Annotated in this window: 12 protein-coding genes and 1 pseudogene; 7 read left to right on the top strand and 6 right to left on the bottom strand. The window is 60.0% G+C overall.

What is annotated here, in order from left to right; all coding sequences use genetic code 11:
- Positions 1-52 precede the first annotated feature (52 nt).
- Positions 53-196 carry a hypothetical protein gene (locus L901_RS26555; RefSeq protein ID WP_003505150.1) on the bottom strand — a complete coding sequence of 48 codons (144 nt, stop codon included), beginning with the start codon at positions 194-196 and terminating at the stop codon, positions 53-55.
- Positions 197-425: 229 nt separating this feature from the next.
- Here L901_RS26555 and L901_RS20205 point away from each other — a divergent pair, with 229 nt between their 5' ends.
- Positions 426-1,529: an NAD(P)/FAD-dependent oxidoreductase gene (locus L901_RS20205; RefSeq protein WP_059759810.1), complete on the top strand. Its 1,104-nt coding sequence runs from the start codon at positions 426-428 to the stop codon at positions 1,527-1,529.
- Positions 1,530-1,537: 8 nt separating this feature from the next.
- Here the strand turns inward: L901_RS20205 and L901_RS20200 are convergent, their stop codons facing one another.
- From L901_RS20200 to denD, 4 genes and pseudogenes are all read right to left on the bottom strand, one after another.
- The gene (locus L901_RS20200; RefSeq protein ID WP_059759808.1) at positions 1,538-2,512 is read right to left on the bottom strand and encodes a threonine/serine dehydratase; all 975 of its coding nucleotides are present in this window, start codon (positions 2,510-2,512) and stop codon (positions 1,538-1,540) included.
- 113 nt (positions 2,513-2,625) lie between these two features.
- The gene (locus L901_RS20195; RefSeq protein ID WP_059759806.1) at positions 2,626-4,410 is read right to left on the bottom strand and encodes an IlvD/Edd family dehydratase; all 1,785 of its coding nucleotides are present in this window, start codon (positions 4,408-4,410) and stop codon (positions 2,626-2,628) included.
- 9 nt (positions 4,411-4,419) lie between these two features.
- A pseudogene (locus L901_RS20190) lies at positions 4,420-5,321 on the bottom strand (NAD(P)-dependent oxidoreductase).
- Positions 5,318-6,304 (bottom strand): D-erythronate dehydrogenase, encoded by a 987-nt coding sequence (gene denD / locus L901_RS20185; protein WP_035265281.1) that lies wholly within the window; start codon positions 6,302-6,304, stop codon positions 5,318-5,320. Before denD ends, L901_RS20190 begins: the two are co-directional and overlap by 4 nt.
- Positions 6,305-6,503: 199 nt before the next feature.
- Here denD and L901_RS20180 point away from each other — a divergent pair, with 199 nt between their 5' ends.
- The 6 genes from L901_RS20180 to L901_RS20155 all read left to right on the top strand — a co-directional run bounded on the left by L901_RS20180 (position 6,504) and on the right by L901_RS20155 (position 13,026).
- Positions 6,504-7,949 carry an FAD-binding oxidoreductase gene (locus L901_RS20180; RefSeq protein ID WP_035265216.1) on the top strand — a complete coding sequence of 482 codons (1,446 nt, stop codon included), beginning with the start codon at positions 6,504-6,506 and terminating at the stop codon, positions 7,947-7,949.
- A 117-nt stretch (positions 7,950-8,066) separates the two neighbouring features.
- Positions 8,067-8,783 carry a FadR/GntR family transcriptional regulator gene (locus tag L901_RS20175; RefSeq protein ID WP_059759805.1) on the top strand — a complete coding sequence of 239 codons (717 nt, stop codon included), beginning with the start codon at positions 8,067-8,069 and terminating at the stop codon, positions 8,781-8,783.
- Between the two features lie 201 nt (positions 8,784-8,984).
- Complete coding sequence (locus tag L901_RS20170) at positions 8,985-10,145, top strand: fumarylacetoacetate hydrolase family protein (RefSeq protein WP_059759803.1); 1,161 nt, start codon at positions 8,985-8,987, stop codon at positions 10,143-10,145.
- Between the two features lie 21 nt (positions 10,146-10,166).
- Complete coding sequence (locus L901_RS20165; protein WP_003520303.1) at positions 10,167-10,697, top strand: TRAP transporter small permease; 531 nt, start codon at positions 10,167-10,169, stop codon at positions 10,695-10,697.
- Between the two features lie 4 nt (positions 10,698-10,701).
- On the top strand, positions 10,702-11,979 hold the full coding sequence (locus L901_RS20160; RefSeq protein ID WP_035265222.1) for a TRAP transporter large permease: 1,278 nt from the start codon (positions 10,702-10,704) through the stop codon (positions 11,977-11,979).
- 39 nt (positions 11,980-12,018) lie between these two features.
- On the top strand, positions 12,019-13,026 hold the full coding sequence (locus tag L901_RS20155) for a TRAP transporter substrate-binding protein (protein ID WP_059759801.1): 1,008 nt from the start codon (positions 12,019-12,021) through the stop codon (positions 13,024-13,026).
- A gap of 106 nt (positions 13,027-13,132) precedes the next feature.
- Here L901_RS20155 and acs read toward each other — a convergent pair whose 3' ends face one another.
- Positions 13,133-15,088, bottom strand: a complete 1,956-nt coding sequence (acs, locus tag L901_RS20150) for an acetate--CoA ligase (protein ID WP_003520300.1) — start codon at positions 15,086-15,088, stop codon at positions 13,133-13,135.
- Between the last annotated feature and the right edge of the window lie 219 nt (positions 15,089-15,307).

The raw sequence follows: 15,307 nt of genomic DNA, 5'->3' as shown, positions 1-15,307 counted from the left end.
AGGAGCGACCGGCCTTTTATTCTCAAATTACCTGACGAGAAAATCGGGAGGATCAGGGAACGAGACCGAAAATGACGGCAGCGACAAAAGCCACGCAGACGCCGACAAGAGCCGCATGGACCGAATCTTTCCAGTTGCGCGGCGACTGGGGCTGCGAGACAAAGTCTTTTACTTTTCCTGCCTTGGAATAAGACATTGTACACTCCCTTCCTGCTCGGCCCTTCAAAGCGGGCATTGCTTATTTCACTTATAGAATAGCTTTATTCCCCACTGTTTCAGTAGAGATAAAATTCCATAAGATTGGCGCATCGGGAAAAATACCGATTGCGACTTGCCCACCGGCAAGCATCAATCTACCCATGGCAAGGGATTAACGCGGTGGAGGGCATTTCCGTTCAAAACCAGTGGCGGGCACGGAAAATACCATGACGGATATCGACGCCATCATCATCGGAGCCGGAGTGATAGGGCTCGCGACAGCGCGTGAACTGGCGATGCGTGGCTTCTCCGTCATCATCCTCGAAAGCGGAAAGGAATTCGGCTCTGCCACCTCCTCCCGCAACAGCGAAGTCATCCACGCCGGGCTCTATTATCCAGCCGGAAGCCTCAAGGCCCGACTTTGCGTGGAGGGCAAGGAACGGCTCTATGCCTTCTGCCAAAGCCACGGCGTTTCACACCGCCGCTGCGGCAAGCTCATCGTGGCCACGCGCGATGAAGAAACGGCCATGCTCGCCACGCTTCACGAAAAAGGCAAAGCCAATGGCTGCGATGACCTTGAGCTGATCGATGCGCGACAGGCGCGCCTGCTCGAACCCGCGCTCGCCTGCGTCGCAGCCCTGATATCGCCCTCGACCGGTATCATCGACGGCCATGGTTATATGCTGGCGCTGCTTGGAGATGCGCAGGATCATGGCGCGGCCCTTGCCCTGAATGCACCCTTCGAAAAGGCAGAGGCGATGGGCAATAGTTTCCGCGTTCATGTCGGCGGCACGGAGCCCATCAGCCTGACATGCCGGCTGCTCGTCAATTCCGCCGGGCTTGTTGCACCCATGGTGGCGAGAAAAATCGAAGGATTGCCGGAGGATGATATCCCGCAGGCGCGTTTCGCCAAGGGCAGCTATTTTTCGCTGGCCGGCAAGTCGCCCTTTTCACGGCTGATCTACCCCGCACCGCACACCCATGGCCTCGGCGTGCATCTCACGCTCGATCTCGCCGGCCAGGCCCGTTTCGGGCCGGATGTGGAGTGGGTAGACACCATCGATTATGCCGTCGATCCCCGCCGCATGGACGGTTTTGGCGATGCGATCCGTCGTTATTGGCCGGGCCTTCCCGATAACGCGCTGATCCCGGCCTATTCCGGAATCCGGCCGAAGATTTCCGGCCCGGACGAACCGGCCATGGACTTCCGCATCGATGGGCCGGAAACGCATGGCCTTGCCGGCCTCGTCAATCTTTTCGGCATAGAAAGCCCCGGCCTCACCGCCTCGCTGGCGATTGCCGATGAGGTCGCCGCACGGCTAGACGCCTAATCTTAACCTCAACCGAAACGGGACAGGGCGCCGGCCATGATCTCCAGATCGACATTGCCGCCGGAAGCGACTGCGATCACCGTTTCGCTTTCCAGTTCATCGCCGTGGAAGAGGGCCGCCGCCAGCGCCACCGCACCACCGGGTTCGACAACGATCTTCAGCCGGTTGAAGGCGAGAACCATAGCCCGCAGCGCTTCCTCCTCGGTCACGGCAATGCCTTTTCCGCAGAGCCCGGCCATGATGGGGAAAGTAATGTTGCCGGGCTGCGGCGTGACGATCGCGTCGCAGATCGAGCCCGAGGTCGTGGCGTTACGCTCGATCTTACCCGCAGCAAGGGAGCGCGCCACATCGTCGAACCGCTCCGGTTCCGACGTCCTGACCTTATAGTTCGGCGCTTTCGCTGCGAGTGCCAGGGAGATGCCGGAGGTGAGGCCGCCGCCACCGCAGGGCACCAGAACCTCGGCCGCACCGATGCCCAGCTCCGCGCCCTGTTCAGCAATCTCCAGCCCCACTGTCCCCTGCCCGGCAATGACCAGCGGTTCGTCATAGGGCCTGATCAGCGTCAGCCCACGCTCGCGAGAAATGCGATCTCCGATGGCGTCGCGATCTTCGTTAGCACGGTCATAGAGCACCACCTCCGCGCCAAAGGCCCGGGTATTGTCGATTTTGATCTTCGGCGCATCCGACGGCATGATGATGACGGCGGGAACATTGTGCAGCCGGGCGGCAAGCGCCACGCCCTGCGCATGGTTGCCGGAGGAAAAGGCGATCACACCCTTGGCGCGCACCTCCGCCGGAAGGCCGGAGACAGCCGACCAGCCGCCGCGAAACTTGAAGGAACCCGTTCTCTGCAGGCATTCGGCCTTTACGAACAGCTTCCGCCCGGCAATCTCATCCAGAAAAGGTGATGAGAGAAGCGGTGTGCGAACCGCATGGTTGCCGATGCGCCCACGCGCGGCCTCTATCATCGAAATATCTGTCATGTCCTGCCCCTGTGATGCGGATTTGCGGGTACATTAAGAGGTCGCAATCAATTGCGAAACCGCCCGGAAAAGAAAAATCCCCGGACGTGGCCGGGGATTTTTGTCAGGTGCGATCAATGATTGTGTCGGGGCATCTTCTCGGCGATCCGGCGGAAATCCGCGGCCCCTTCCAGAACCGCGCCATCCGAAAGCTGGGTCACCGACTGGCGGTAGATGCGCTGCCATGGCGTCGCATCCGCTGGAACGGCTGGAATCCCATCAGCCTTGCGGGCGGCAAGCTCCTCATCCGGCACCAGCGCATTGCATTGACCCTCATTGAAATCGATGCGGATCACATCGCCCGTGCGAAGCCATGCCAGTCCGCCGCCTGCGGCACTTTCCGGCGAGGCGTTGAGGATGGACGGGCTGTCCGCCGTTCCTGATTGCCGGCCGTCGCCGATCGTCGGCAGGCTGGTGATACCCTTTTTCAACAGCGCATCCGGCGGCTGCATGTTGACGACCTCTGCCGAACCCGGCCAGCCGAGCGGCCCCGCACCGCGAATGACGAGAATAGTGCGCTCATCAATATCGAGGGACGGATCGTTGATACGGGCGTGATAGTCTTCCGAACCATCGAACACCACGCATTTGCCCTCGAAAATCCCCTCGCGGCCCGGCTCGCTCAGATAACGCTGGCGGAATTCCGCCGAGATCACGCTCGTCTTCATGATGGCGAAATCGAACAGATTGCCCTTGAGGACGAGGAAACCCGCCCGTTCCTTCAACGGCTTATCGTAAGGCAGGATCACGTCGCGGTCGGTCGATTCCCGCCCTTCCAGATTTTCCGCCATGGTCTTGCCGGTTACGGTCGGACAGCTTCCGTCGAGCTTGCCGGCCTGCAGAAGCTCCCACATGATGGCGGGCGTGCCGCCGGCGCGGTGATATTTCTCACCCAGCCATTTGCCGGCAGGCTGGACATTGGCGATAAGCGGAATGTCGTAACCGTGGACCTGCCAGTCTTCCTCGCGAAGCTCGACGCCCGCATGTTTCGCCATCGCTGCCAGGTGAGGCTGGGCATTGGTGGAACCGCCGATTGCGGAATTAACGCGGATCGCGTTCAAAAACGCCTCGCGCGTCATGATGTCGGAGGGCTTGATGTTCTCGACAACCAGCTCGACGGCGCGGCGGCCAGTGCGATAGGCCATCTGGCCGCGTTCGCGGTAAGCGGCAGGGATCGCACCGCAGCCGGTGAGCGACATGCCGAGCGCCTCCGCCATGGCGTTCATGGTCGATGCTGTGCCCATGGTGTTGCAATGGCCGACGGAAGGTGCGGATTCGAGCGCCGCCTGCAAGAATTCCTCGCGGGTGATTTCGCCGGCACCGTATTTACGGCGCATGCGCCAGATGACCGTGCCGGAACCGACCAGATCGCCGTCATGATAGCCGTCGAGCATCGGCCCACCGGACAAGACGATGGCCGGAATATCCACCGTGCTTGCCGCCATCAACGCCGAAGGCGTGGTCTTGTCGCAGCCCGTGGTCAGAACGACACCGTCGAGCGGATAACCGTAAAGCACTTCCACAAGGCTGAGATAGGCGAGATTACGGTCGAGCGCAGCCGTCGGGCGCTTGCAGTTTTCGAACATTGGATGGGTCGGAAACTCGATGGGAATGCCGCCCGCATCGCGGATGCCGTCCCGCACCCGCTTGACCAGTTCCACATGGACGCGGTTACAAGGCGTCAGGTCGCTGCCGCTCTGGGCGATGCCGATGACCGGCTTGCCGGAGCGAAGCTCTTCCGGCGTCACGCCGTAATTCATGAAGCGCTCCAGATAGAGCGCCGTCATGTCGAGATGGTCGGGATTGTCGAACCAGTCCTGCGACCGCAGGCGGCGCATCGGTCTCTTGTCGTCGCTCATAAGCCTGCCTCAGCCCTGTTCCCGGTTGTTCAGTTTTTCGAGGTAAAGCAGGATGCCGCTATGGTCGATATCGGCACCGCCGTCACCGACGAAATCGTCAAATTCCCGCGTCACCTGCTGGGTAAGCGGCAGGTTGAGAGACAGATCCTTCGCCGTCGCCAGCACGCCATTCAGGTCCTTGAGCTGGAACTTGGAGGGACCGCCCGGCACGAAATTGCGCTTCACCATGCGGTCGCCATGCAGTTCCAGGATTCGGCTTTCGGCAAAACCGCCGCGTATGGCGTTGCGGAACCCTTCACGGGATGCACCGCCCGCTTCCACCAGCATCATCGCCTCGGCAACCGCGCCGATGGTGATGGCGACAATCTGCTGATTGGCAAGCTTGCAGAGCTGGCCCGCACCCGAGGGACCGACATAGGTAAGCCGGCCCATCGGCGCGAAAACATCGGCAAGACCCGAAATCAGCGTCTCGTCCCCACCGGCCATGATGGCGAGCGTACCGGCCGTCGCGCCCGGCACACCGCCGGAAACCGGCGCGTCGACATGATGAATGCCAAGCGCCTCAAGCCGGGAGGAATGTTCCCGCGCAATCGGCGGCGCAATCGAACTGCTGTCGATGACGACCGCGCCCTTTTTCAGCGCTTCGGCCACGCCGGCCTCAAACAGCACTTCTCCCACGGCCTTGCCGTCGCTCAGCATGGTGATGACGATATCGGCACCCTTGGCGGCCTCCGCCGGCGATGCCGCGACGACCGCGCCATCGGCAACAAGCGCCTCGGCCTTATCGACGCTACGGTTCCAGACGGTGACCGAAAAGCCGGCACCCAGCAGGCCCGGGCCATCGGCCCGCCCATCAGGCCCGTGCCGATAAAGGCAACGGACCGCTTCTTCTCCTCCCCGTCGACACTCATTTCAGTGAACCTCCCAGTTCGTCCTCGATATGAACCTGAATGATTTCTTCGAAGGAGCTTTCAGCCGTAAAGCCCAGTTCGCGGGCGCGCTTGGCTTCGAAACCGGGGGCCCAGCCTTCGCACATGCGCATGATCATCTCGTTCGGCTCGCGGCGGATGAGGGCGACGGCCTTTTCGCCCGCCACCTTGCGCAGCGCCTCGATCTGCTCGCCGACGGTGGCGCTGAGGCCCGGCATCGACAGGTTGCGGCGCGGGCCGACCTTTTCGACGTCAATCGTTGCGCCATGGATGAGGAAGCCGACGGCGGAACGTGGCGAGGCGTGCCAGTGGCGAATGCTTTCCGGAACCGGCAGAACCGCTTCCTGCCCGACCAGCGGCTCCCGCAGAATATTGGAGAAGAAGCCGGAAGCGGCCGCATTCGGTTTGCCGGGACGAATGCAGATGGTCGGCAGGCGAATACCGATGCCGTCAAAGAAACCGCGACGGCTGTAGTCGGACAGCAGCAATTCGCAGATCGCCTTTTGCGTACCGTAGCTGGTCAGCGGCGTGGTGTGGAACTCGTCCGGGATCGGGTAGGGAAGCGGCGCACCGAAAACGGCGATAGACGAGGTGAAGACCACGCGCGGCTTGTAACCATCCTTGCCATTGGCAATGCGGATGGCATCGAAAAGATAACGCGTACCGTCGAGATTGATGCGGTAGCCCTTGTCGAAATCGAGTTCGGCTTCACCGGAGACGATGGCAGCGAGGTGAAAAATGGCATCGGGACGGGCTTCAACCAACTTTTCGGCCTCACCCGGCGCGGAGAGATCGGCGGCACGCGCATCGACCTTACCGGAAAAACCGGCGGGCGCTTCGGGCTGGAACACGTCGATAAGCGTGAACTTGTCGATTGGCTTGCCGCCAAGCGATCCATCCTTGACGAGGCGCTGCGTTAGCTTGCGGCCAACCATGCCTGCGGCGCCGATGATTGCGATATGCATGTCTTCCTCCTCTTTGTCCCGGCCATTCTCCCGGGACCGAAAAAACACCATCGGCCAATCGACCGATAAATTAGCTTGTAAGGTTGTCTGATAACCTTATATGATCGGATTGAAAATAGTATTTTTTCACAAACCGGCAAAAGCAAGGGCGAAAGAGCCCTGTCCGGAAACTTAGGGCGGATTGGACGGAGAGGGTGGAATGACGATCGTAAGCGAAACCGATATCGAGGAATTGCGGTTCTCGTTGAAGAACAGGCTCGGCGAGGCTTTGCTGCTGACATCGCAGGAAGACATGCTGCGCTATTGCCGCGACTGGCACGGCGATGTCACCAGCTCGGCCGTGGCCGTCATCCGCCCCCGGTCGACCAAGGAAGTCTCCGACACCGTTCGCGCCTGCGCGGAACTTGGCCTTGCCATCATCCCCCAAGGCGGCAACACCGGTCTGGTGCTCGGTGGCATTCCCGATGCCCCCAAACATCAGGTCGTATTGAGCCTCGAGCGCATGAACGCCATCCGCACCATCGATAGCGACGATTTTTCCGCCGTCGTGGAAGCCGGCTGCATTCTCTCGGAATTCAAGGATGCGGTTCAGGACAAAGGCATGTTTTTCCCGCTGTCGCTCGGCGCGCAGGGCAGCTGCCGCATCGGCGGCAACGTCTCCACCAATGCCGGCGGCATCAATGTCCTGCGCTACGGTATGACCCGCGAACTGGTGCTGGGTCTCGAAGTCGTATTGCCGGACGGCACCATCTGGAATGGCCTGTCGACGCTGCGCAAGGACAATCGCGGCATCGATCTGAAGCAGCTCTTCATCGGCGCCGAAGGAACGCTCGGCATCATCACCGCCGTTGCCGTCAAGCTTTACCCCAATCCCGAACATGTCGAGACGGCGCTGCTCGGCCTCAATTCGCTTGATGACGCCATCAAGCTTTACCGCCGCGCCCGTCGCGAATGCTGCGACCTGATGTCCGCCTTCGAATTCATGCCGCCTGTCGCCTTCACGCTGGCTATCGAAGCTATACCCGACCTGAAAATGCCGATTGCCGGCGACTATCCGGCCTATGTGCTGATGGAAATTTCAGGCTCCGGTCTGGTGGACACGGCCGACCTTATGGGACGCTTCCTAGAGGGCGTGATGGAAGACGGGCTGGTGCTGGACGGCGTCATCGCTTCTTCACGGGCACAAGCGCAATCGCTCTGGCTGTTCCGCGAAGGCATGAACGAGGGTCAGGCGTTGCGCGGCGCGCATATGCGTACCGACATTTCCGTACCTTTGTCGAAACTCGCCGCTTTCGTGGCCGAAGCCGAGGCGGAACTGGCGGAAAAACTGCCGGAATGCCTCGCGGTTTCCTATGGCCATGTTGGGGACGGCAACGTCCACCTCAACGTGCTGCCGCCGAACGGTTCGACGCCGGAAGAGCGCGACACCTTCATTTACAAGTCCAAGACACTCGTTAACGAGGTCCTTGACCGTTACGTCGGCAGCATCAGCGCCGAGCACGGCATCGGCCGCCTGAAACGCTCCGATTTCGAAAGCCGGCTATCCGACGTACAGCGCCGGATGATCACCGGCCTGAAAAACACCTTCGACCCTGATTTGCGGATGAATCCCGGTTGCCAGATAACCCTGCAACCGGATAGCTAATCGAGGAACGGCAAAGGCGGCTGAAAACGCCGCCTTTGAAAACCCCGCTGACGGCGAAGGAGGAAGTCGCCTGCCGCGGGAAAACGAACCAATCGTTTCTGTGGAACGGGAGCAACCATGACGCTGGAGTTCAATCAGATACATCGCAACGACCATCTGCCCGGCCGTATCGCCGCGGAGATTGCGCGCGAAATCAATGATTCGAAGCTCGGACCGGGTGACAGGCTGCCGACCGAACATGTTCTGGCAAAAACCTTCGGGGTCAGCCGTTCGGTCATCCGCGAAGCGATTGCACAATTGCGCAACGAAGGCTTTGTCGAAACCCGGCAGGGTGTGGGCGCATTCGTCACCGATCCCCGGCAAAGACTGTCCATCCGCATCGAGCGGTCGCGGCTGAACGATCCGGAAAATTTCCGCGATCTTTTCCAGCTTCGCATGCCGCTGGAAATAGAGGCGGCGGGGCTGGCTGCACTGCACCGCAGCCCGCAGCAGCTGACGCGGCTGGCGGCAGCTTTGGAAAAGATGAAAACCGCCGATGACTGGTCGACGGAAGGCGTTGCCGCCGATCTCGACTTCCACCGCATTCTGGCGGAAGCGACTGAGAACGAATATTTCCTGATGTTCCTCGGCTTCATCGCGGAACGCATCAGCTCCGCCATCAACATTGCTTTTTCGCGTGCGGTTTTTGGTGAAATTCTCGAGGTGACGATCGCCGAACATGTGGCAATCTACGAGGCCGTCGAGAAGGCCGACGCCAGTGCCGCCAAGAACGCCATGCGCAAGCACCTGATCGGCGCAGCCAGCCGGGTCAATCTCGAATTGGATATCTTCTGAGCAGCAAATGAGCACGCCGGCAAAGCTATAGGACAGGTTTACGGCTTTCCGGAAATTGAGACGCGAAACACGATAATTTTGTCGGCGAGGCCGCTAGACTCGTAAGAAAAGTCATACTAAGAAGAATGGGATTAGGTTGTCAGACATCCAGACAATAAGACCGCAGGAGGCGGCCTGTCGGGTGCTGAAGGGGAGGACTACATGACCGGTACAAGGTCCATCGACGCTATCGCAATTTTGCCTGAAGATTTCGAAAACGCGCTGCTCGTCGGCCGCGTCTGGTCGAAAAGCGAAGGCGGCCCCTGCCCCGTCCTGCTGAAGGGCGGCGTGCTTTATGACCTCACTTCGATTTCCCCTACCATGTCCGAACTTCTGGAGAAGACCGATCTGGTGGAGCGGCTCGCCGACACCGGTACTTTCGTCGCACTCGGCGCACTGGAAGCTTTTCTGGACGGTTCCGCCGGCGAACTCCTTGCCCCCAACGACATTCAGGCCGTGAAGGCCGCCGGCGTCACCTTCGCCGACAGCATGCTGGAACGCGTGATTGAGGAGCAGGCCAAGGGCGACCCGCTGCGGGCGCAGGAAATTCGCGGACGGCTGGCGCCGGTTCTCGGTGACAATCTCAAGGGACTTGAGGCCGGCTCCGAAAAAGCGGCCGAAGTGAAAAAACTGCTCCAGGAAATGGGCCTCTGGTCGCAATATCTGGAAGTGGGCATCGGCCCGGATGCCGAGATATTCTCCAAGGCGCAGGCCATGGCTTCCGTCGGCTGCGGCGCGCTGATCGGCGTTCACCCGAAATCGCAATGGAACAACCCGGAGCCGGAAGTGGTGCTGGCCATCACCTCCGACGGCCGCATCGTTGGCGCGACGCTCGGCAACGACGTCAACCTGCGCGACTTTGAAGGCCGCTCTGCACTCTTGCTCAGCAAGGCCAAGGACAATAACGCTTCCTGCGCCATCGGTCCTTTCATCCGCCTGTTCGATGGCAATTTCACCATCGAAGATGTGAAGAAGTCACAGATATCGCTTCTGGTCGAGGGCGAAGACGGTTTCACCATGACGGGCGTCAGCCCCATGGAAGCGATCAGCCGCACGCCGGAAAACCTCGCTTCGCAGCTCTTGAACCGTAACCACCAATATCCTGACGGCGCCGTCTTTTTCCTTGGCACGATGTTCGCGCCGGTGAAGGATCGCCATGGCCCAGGCCTCGGTTTCACCCATTCAAAGGGTGACCGTGTCGAAATCTCCACGCCCAAGCTCGGTAAGCTGATCAACTGGGTCACCACGACCGACGAATGCCCGGAATGGACATTCGGCACCGCGGCCCTGATGCGCAACCTGGCGAAACGAGGGCTGCTCTAGATATTTCTTCGGGAGGGGAAAATGCAAAAGACCATCAATCTCTTTTACCGGATTCTCGAAATCATTCTCGTCCTGCTGCTCGCCGGCATGTCGATCATGGTCTTCGTCAACGTCGTCATGCGTTATACGATGAACTCCGGCATCAACGTCTCGGAAGAACTGTCGCGTTATTTCTTCGTGTGGCTGACCTTCATCGGCGCCGTGCTGACCTTCCGTGAGAACAGCCACATGGGCATCGAAACGCTCGTGATGTTCCTGTCCCGTCGCGCCCGCATCGTCTGCATGATCGTGTCGAACATCATCATTCTGGCCTGTTCCGCCATCTTCTTCTGGGGCACCTGGAAGCAGTCCGGCATCAATGCCAGCATGCATGCGCCCGTCACCAAGCTTTCGATGATCTGGGTCTATGGCGTCGGCATGTTCACCGGCGGCCTGATGTTCATCATCGCGCTGGAGCGCCTGTACCGTTACTTGACGGGCGGCGTGACAGAAGACGAAATCGCCCAGTTCGCGGGCGAGAATCTGACGATCGAACAGCTTTCGGAGCGCTGATACCATGACACTTCTCGTTTTTGTCGGCTCCCTGCTGGGAGCCATGGCGATTGGCGTTCCCGTCGCGTTCTCGCTGATGTTCTGCGGCGTCGTGCTCATGTGGTACATGGGCATGTTCAACACCGCGATCATCGCCCAGAACATGATTTCGGGCGCGGACACCTTCACGCTGCTTGCCATCCCCTTCTTCATTCTGGCTGGCGAACTGATGAATTCCGGCGGTCTCTCCCGCCGCATCATCGACTTTGCAATCGCACTCGTCGGTCATATCCGTGGCGGCCTTGGCATCGTGGCCATCGTTGCAGCCATCATCATGGCCAGCATCTCCGGTTCTGCCGCAGCCGATACCGCAGCCCTTGCCGCAATCCTCATTCCGATGATGGCGAAGGCCGGCTACAATATTCCGCGCTCCGGCGGCCTCATCGCCGCAGGCGGCATCATCGCCCCGGTCATCCCGCCATCCATGGCCTTCATCGTTTTCGGTGTTGCCGCCAACGTCTCGATCACCCAGCTTTTCCTTGCGGGTATCGTTCCCGGCATTCTGATGGGTGCATCGCTCATTATCGCCTGGCTGATCGTGGTCCGTAAGGATAACGTCAAGCCGCTGCCGAAGACCTCCGCCAAGGAACGTCTGACCGCCACTGCTCGCGCCGGCTGGGCGCTCGGCATGCCGGTCATCATTCTCGGCGGCATCAAGGCAGGCATCATGACGCCGACGGAAGCTGCCGTCGTTGCGGCTGTCTACGCGCTTTTCGTCGGCATGGTGATCTACCGCGAACTGAAACCGGCAGATCTGTTCCACGTGCTTCTTCGCGCCGCCAAAAGCACGTCCATCATCATGTTCCTGGTTTGCGCGGCACTCGTCTCCGCATGGCTCATCACCGCAGCGAACATTCCGAACGAAGTCGCAGGTTATATCGAGCCGCTGATCGACCGCCCGATGCTTCTGATGGCCGCAATGATGGTGCTGGTCTTCATTGTCGGAACCGCACTCGACCTGACGCCGACCATCCTGATCCTGACGCCTGTTCTGATGCCTATCGTCAAACAGGCGGGCATCGACCCGGTCTATTTCGGCGTTCTCTTCATCATCAACAACGCCATCGGCCTAATTACTCCTCCGGTTGGCGTGGTGCTGAACGTCGTCAGCGGCGTCGGCCGCATTCCGCTCGGCAAGGTCACGGTCGGCGTCTGGCCGTTCCTCGTTGCCGAAACCATCGTACTGGCGCTGCTGGTGATTTTCCCGGACATCGTCCTCGTACCGCTGCAGTATCTTCGTTAATTCAACCTGCTTCTCGCAAACAATCCAAGGGAGGATATTATGAGAAAGCTTCTTCTGACCACCACGGCCATCGCTTTCGCAGTTGGCGCCGCCGCTCCGGCAATGGCCGAATTCAACAGCCGCAATATCCGCGTTTCGAACGGCATCAATCAGGATCATCCGGTCGGCAACGGCATCAAGGCCATGCAGGCCTGCCTCGACGACAAGTCCGGCGGCAAGCTGAAGCTGACGGCATTCTGGGGCGGCGCTCTCGGCGGTGACCTTCAGGCGACGCAGGCCCTGCGCTCCGGCGTTCAGGAAGCGGTCGTGACGTCATCGTCGCCGCTCGTCGGTCTCATCCCGTCGCTCGGCGTCTTCGACCTGCCGTTCCTCTTCGCCAACGCCAAGGAAGCCGATGCAGTCATGGACGGCGCCTTCGGCGATATGATGAACAAGAAGCTGGAAGAACAGGGCCTCGTAAACCTGGCCTACTGGGAAAACGGCTTCCGCAACCTGTCGAACTCCAAGCATGCCGTGAACAAGTGGGAAGATTTCTCGGGCCTCAAGGTCCGCGTGATGCAGAACAACATCTTCCTCGACACCTTCCAGAACCTCGGCGCCAATGCAACGCCGATGGCTTTCGGCGAAGTCTTCTCGGCGCTGGAAACCAACGCGATCGACGCGCAGGAAAACCCCTATGTGACGATCGACACCTCGAAGTTCTACGAGGTGCAGAAATACATCACCGAGACGAACCACGCCTATACGCCGTTCCTCTTCCTCTTCTCCAAGCCGATCTTCGACAGCTACACGCCCGAAGAGCAGACCGCCCTGCGTGAATGCGCAGTCGTCGGCCGCGACGAAGAGCGCAAGGTCATCCGCGAACTGAACCAGAAGTCGCTGGAGAAGATCAAGGCTGCCGGCCTCGAAGTGAACACGCTGTCTGCAGAAGAGCAGACCCGTATCCGCGAAAAGTCGATGGTCGTCTACGAAAAGCACAAGGCTGAAATCGGCGCAGACGTCGTCGACGCCGTTCTGGCGGACCTGAAGAAGATCCGCGGCCAGTAATCCTTACCGGATACAATTGAAAACACCCGGAGGTTCCGCCTCCGGGTGTTTTTGTTTGTGAAAATCGCAGATGGAAAAAGGCTGCCGAAGCAGCCTTCCCAGAAGATCAGGACGCGGTGCGGTTCTGCCGGTTGGCGATGAGGTCTTCGACCACCGCCGGATCGGCGAGCGTCGACGTATCCCCCAGCGCACCAAAGTCGTCCTCGGCGATCTTGCGCAGGATGCGCCGCATGATCTTGCCGGATCGGGTCTTGGGCAGACCCGGCGCGAACTGGATCTTGTCAGGTGTCGCAACCGGTCCGATCTCGTTGCGCACGTGCTTCACCAGCTCCTCGCGCAACGCATAGTCGCCATTCTGGCCCGCCATCAGCGTGACATAACAATAAATGCCCTGGCCCTTGATGGCGTGCGGGTAGCCCACCACGGCCGCTTCCGAAACGAGGTGATGCGACACCAGCGCCGATTCCACCTCGGCCGTGCCAAGGCGGTGACCCGAAACGTTCAGCACGTCATCGACGCGGCCGGTGATCCAGTAATAGCCGTCCTCGTCACGCCGGCAACCGTCGCCGGTGAAGTACTTGCCCTTGTAGGTCGAAAAATACGTATCGACGAAGCGCTGATGATCGCCATAGACGGAGCGCGACTGGCCCGGCCAACTATCGATGATGCAGAGATTGCCGTCAGCGGGTCCTTCCAGCACATTGCCCTCGGCATCGACAAGCTGCGGCTGCACGCCGAAGAACGGCCGTGTGGCCGAACCGGGTTTCAGATCGGTCGCGCCCGGCAGCGGCGAAATGAGAATGCCGCCGGTTTCCGTCTGCCACCAGGTGTCGACGATGGGGCTCTTGTCCTCGCCGACCACATGGTAATACCACTCCCAGGCTTCCGGATTGATCGGTTCGCCGACCGTGCCGAGAAGCCGCAGACTCTCGCGCGAGGAGCGCTGGACGAACTGGTCGCCCGCCCCCATCAGCGATCTGAGCGCCGTCGGCGCGGTGTAGAAAATATTGACCTTGTGCTTGTCGATGACTTCCCAGAAACGGCCCTGATCCGGAAAATTGGGAACGCCTTCGAACATCAGCGTCGTCGCGCAGTTCGCAAGCGGCCCGTAGACGATATAGGAATGGCCGGTGACCCAGCCGACATCGGCCGTACACCAAAAAACCTCACCATCCTTGTAGTCGAAGACATATTCATGCGTCATCGACGTATAGACGAGGTAGCCGCCCGTCGTGTGCAACACGCCCTTCGGCTTGCCGGTGGAGCCGGACGTATAAAGGATGAATAGCGGGTCTTCCGCACGCATCTTCACCGGCGGGCAATCCGGCTTCACGGTGGCGATTTCCTGATGGTACCAGATATCGCGGCCGGGCGCCCAGCCGGTCTTGCCGCCGGTGCGGCGCACCACCAGAACCTTGTTGACGATGACATATTGTTTGGCGGCGATATCGATCGCCTTGTCGGTATTTTCCTTGAGCGGGATCGGCTTGCCGCCGCGCACGCCCTCATCGCAGGTGATGACGAAGGTGGACTGGCAATCGACGATGCGGCCCGCCAGCGCTTCCGGCGAGAATCCGCCGAACACGACGGAATGGATGGCGCCGATGCGGGCGCAGGCGAGCATCGCGTAAGCCGCCTCGGGTATCATCGGCATATAGATGGTGACGCGGTCGCCCTTCTTGACGCCGTGCTTCTTCAGCACATTCGCCAGACGGCAGACATAGTCATAGAGCTGGTTATAGGTGATCTTCTTGTCGATATAGGGGTTGTCGCCTTCCCAGATGATCGCCGTGCGCTCGCCATGCGTCTTCAGGTGCCGGTCGATACAGTTATAGGAAACGTTCGTCAGGCCGTCCTCGAACCACTTGATCGGCACCCTGCCCTTGAAGGACGTGTTCTTGACCTTGGTATAGGGCTTGAACCAGTCGATCCGCCGGCCGTGCTTGTCCCAGAACTTTTCCGGATCCTCGACGCTCTCCTGATACCATTTCTGGTAACGCTCATTGTCGATGAGCGTGCGGGCCTTCGCCGATTTGAGAACCGGGTAGATTTTGGCAGACATGAACTCCTCCTGGAACCGATATGGCTTTTAACGTGGCCCGAGACTCCCACCTCAGGCATGTGTTGAATTCATAGCAGTTCAAATCCGCACGGCAATTAGACAAAGGTCATTTGTTTCGCAAAGAATTGCAATTCTGATGCAATGCGGCTATAGAGCCCCCATATCCCGGAAATTAGTGGTTGATACCCACGGCCCGCGACACCGGCGCGGACGGACAGA

This window comes from Agrobacterium sp. D14 (assembly GCF_001526505.1).
Lineage (GTDB): Bacteria > Pseudomonadota > Alphaproteobacteria > Rhizobiales > Rhizobiaceae > Agrobacterium > Agrobacterium leguminum.
The sequence above is the reverse complement of the archived record's forward strand: the minus strand, read 5'-3'. Positions and strand labels throughout refer to the sequence as shown.